The following is a 3048-nucleotide window of genomic DNA, read 5'->3' on the forward strand; positions in this document are numbered from 1 at the left end:
CGTCGAACAGGAAGCCCGCCAGCGCCTTGGTCAACTCGGTCTTGCCGACGCCCGTGGGGCCGAGGAACAGGAACGAGCCGAGCGGCCGGTTCGGGTCCTGCAGGCCCGCGCGCGCGCGCCGCACCGCCTTGGAGACGGCGGCGACGGCATCGGTCTGGCCGATCACGCGGCCGCCGATGATCTGCTCCATCTTGAGGAGCTTCTCGCGCTCGCCTTCCAGCATGCGGTCGACCGGAACCCCGGTCCAGCGGCTGACGACACCGGCGATGTCGTCCTCGGTCACTTCCTCGCGCAGCAAGGCGTTCCCGGCGGTGGCCTGCGCCTCCGCCAGCTTCGCCTCTAGCGCGGGGATCGTCGAGTAGGACAACTCGCCCGCTTTGGCATAGTCGCCGCCACGCTGGGCCTGCTCCAGTTCGATGCGCGCGGCGTCGAGCTGTTCCTTGAGCTTGCCTTCCGCCGCGATCTTGTCGCGCTCGTTCTGCCAGCGGGTGGTCAGTTCGCTCGACTGCTGTTCGAGGTTGCTGAGTTCCACGCGCAGCGCGGCAAGCCGGTCCTTCGACGCGGAATCGCTCTCCTTGCCGAGCGCCATTTCCTCGATCTTGAGCTGGACGATGCGGCGGTCGAGCTTCTCGATCTCCTCGGGCTTGCTTTCCACTTCCATGCGGATGCGGCTGGCGGCCTCGTCCATGAGGTCGATCGCCTTGTCCGGCAGGAAGCGGTTGGTGATGTAGCGGTTGGACAGCGTCGCCGCCGCCACGATCGCGCCGTCGGTGATGCGCACGCCGTGGTGCAGCTCGTACTTTTCCTTGAGCCCGCGCAGGATCGAGATCGTGTCCTCGACCGTCGGCTCGCCCACGAACACGGGCTGGAACCGGCGCTGCAGGGCGGCGTCCTTCTCGACGTACTTCTGGTACTCGTCGAGCGTGGTCGCGCCGATGCAGTGCAGTTCGCCCCGCGCCAGCGCCGGCTTGAGCAGGTTGCCCGCGTCCATCGAGCCTTCCGACGCGCCCGCGCCGATCAGCGTGTGCATCTCGTCGATGAACAGGATGATCTGACCGTCCGCGCCCTTCACCTCGTCGAGTACGGCCTTCAGGCGCTCCTCGAACTCGCCGCGGTACTTGGCGCCCGCGATCAGCGAGCCCATGTCGAGCGACATCAGACTGCGGTCCTTGAGGCTGTCGGGCACGTCGCCGTTGGCGATGCGCAGCGCGAGCCCTTCGGCGATGGCGGTCTTGCCGACGCCGGGGTCACCGATCAGCACGGGGTTGTTCTTGGTGCGCCGCGCGAGGATCTGGATGGTGCGGCGGATCTCCTCGTCGCGGCCGATGACCGGGTCGAGCTTGCCGTCCTTCGCCGCCTGCGTGAGATCGCGGGCGTACTTCTTCATCGCGTCGTAGGCGTTCTCCGCGCCCGCGCTGTCGGCGGTGCGGCCGCCGCGCAGTTCGGTGATCGCGGCTTCGAGCGCCTGCGCCGTGACATTACCCGCCTTGAGCGCCTGACCCGCCGCCGTGGTCGTCGCCAGAACGAGGCCCAGCAGCAGCCGCTCAACGGTGACGAAGCTGTCGCCCGCCTTGGTCGCAGCCTGCTCGGCGGCGTCGAGGACGCGCACGGCATCGTTGTCCAGACCCGGCGAACCGGCCGCCCCGCTGCCCGAAACGGCGGGGATTTTCGCCAGCGCCTTGTCGAGTTCCTGCGTCGCAAACACTGGGTTGCCACCGGCGCGCTTGATGAGCCCGGCGGCCATGCCTTCGGGATCGTCGAGCAGGGCCTTGAGGATATGCTCGGGCGCGATGCGCTGGTGGTTCAGGCGGATCGCGACGGTCTGCGCGGCCTGGAGAAACCCCTTTGCGCGGTCAGTGAACTTTTCGAGATTCATTGTGGAATGTGCCTCCTGATCCCGCTCATATGGTGTTGCTTATATGCAACACAAGGGCTGGGCGCCCGAATTTTTCCTTATTCGGTGAAATGCCCGAAGTCGTTGATCGGGCGCAACAGGAGCAGGCCGGAGCCGGCTGCCGAGGCAAAGATGGGTGCCCGCTGCCGATTTGCCAGAGGGCGTTTCGCTCCCTCCGATCGTCATTGCGAGCGTAGCGAAGCAATCCAGGGCATTCTCAAACTGCTCTGGATTGCTTCGCTACGCTCGCAATGACGAATATGGGGCGGCGATATCCATGCGGCCTTCGCCGGGGCGGTAATGCATGGCATCCGCTAGCCCCGCCCGAAGCCCTGCCCTAGCCTTCGCGCGATAACCCCACGGGAAGAGGCTCAATGGCGAAATTCACACCCCAGCAGGCGGCAGACGTCCTCGCGATCAAGCAGGTGATCTACGAGTGGGGCGACGAACTCGACATCCACAACGGCCTGAAGATGCGCGAGACCGACTGCCTCGCCGAGGATGTCCGCTACAACGTCGGCGGCCAGTGGCGCGAGGGGCTGGCGGCGGTCGAGGCGTTCTACAAGGGCCGCGCCGAGACCATGAAGGCGGGCGCGGGCCTCATGACCATGCGGCATATCATCACCTCGCTGCGGGTCGGTTTCGAGGGCGAGGACCATGCGAAAGTCGGCTACCTGCTGGTGTTCTTCGCGGCGCTGGGCGACGGGCCTTTCGACACATACTGCGACCCGCTCGCGGTCGCCGACGTGAAGATGGAATGCCGCCGCGATGCCGATGGCGAGTGGCGGATCTCGCTGTTCGATTCGGGGCAGATCTTCAAGCGGGGGTGATAGGCGGACATGCCCACCCCGCTGCGACTAGGCCCTGCGGACCAAGTCTCGCTGCCCCTCCCGCAAGCGGGAGGGGGGAGCCGCTGATCTCGCATTCCCCTCCCGCCTGCGGGAGGGGACAGGGGTGGGCAAAAACGCCGCTGGCCACACCGAAACAAGCTGCTAACCTCCCGCTCATGCGATCCGTATCCACGTCGAGCCTGAGCGCTCTCGCCGCCGCCCTTCTCCTCTCCGCCTGCGCTGCCGCCCCCTCCGGCACGCCTGTCGCCAGCACGCCGCCTGCACCGGAGGCCGCACCGCCTCGGCCCGCCGCCGCATCGCCGC

Annotated in this window: 2 protein-coding genes; one reads left to right on the forward strand and one right to left on the reverse strand. The window is 67.1% G+C overall.

Annotated elements, in window-relative coordinates; translation table 11 throughout:
- A partial coding sequence (locus LH128_RS27680) for a Clp protease N-terminal domain-containing protein (RefSeq protein WP_008833009.1) occupies positions 1 to 1876 on the reverse strand: 1876 nt, incomplete at its 3' end.
- Between the two features lie 392 nt (positions 1877 to 2268).
- Here LH128_RS27680 and LH128_RS27685 point away from each other — a divergent pair.
- Positions 2269 to 2724 (forward strand): nuclear transport factor 2 family protein, encoded by a 456-nt coding sequence (locus LH128_RS27685; RefSeq protein ID WP_008833010.1) that lies wholly within the window; start codon positions 2269 to 2271, stop codon positions 2722 to 2724.
- Positions 2725 to 3048: the final 324 nt, after the last annotated feature.

It is taken from the genome of Sphingomonas sp. LH128, assembly GCF_000293195.2.
GTDB classification, from domain to species: Bacteria; Pseudomonadota; Alphaproteobacteria; order Sphingomonadales; family Sphingomonadaceae; genus Novosphingobium; species Novosphingobium resinovorum_A.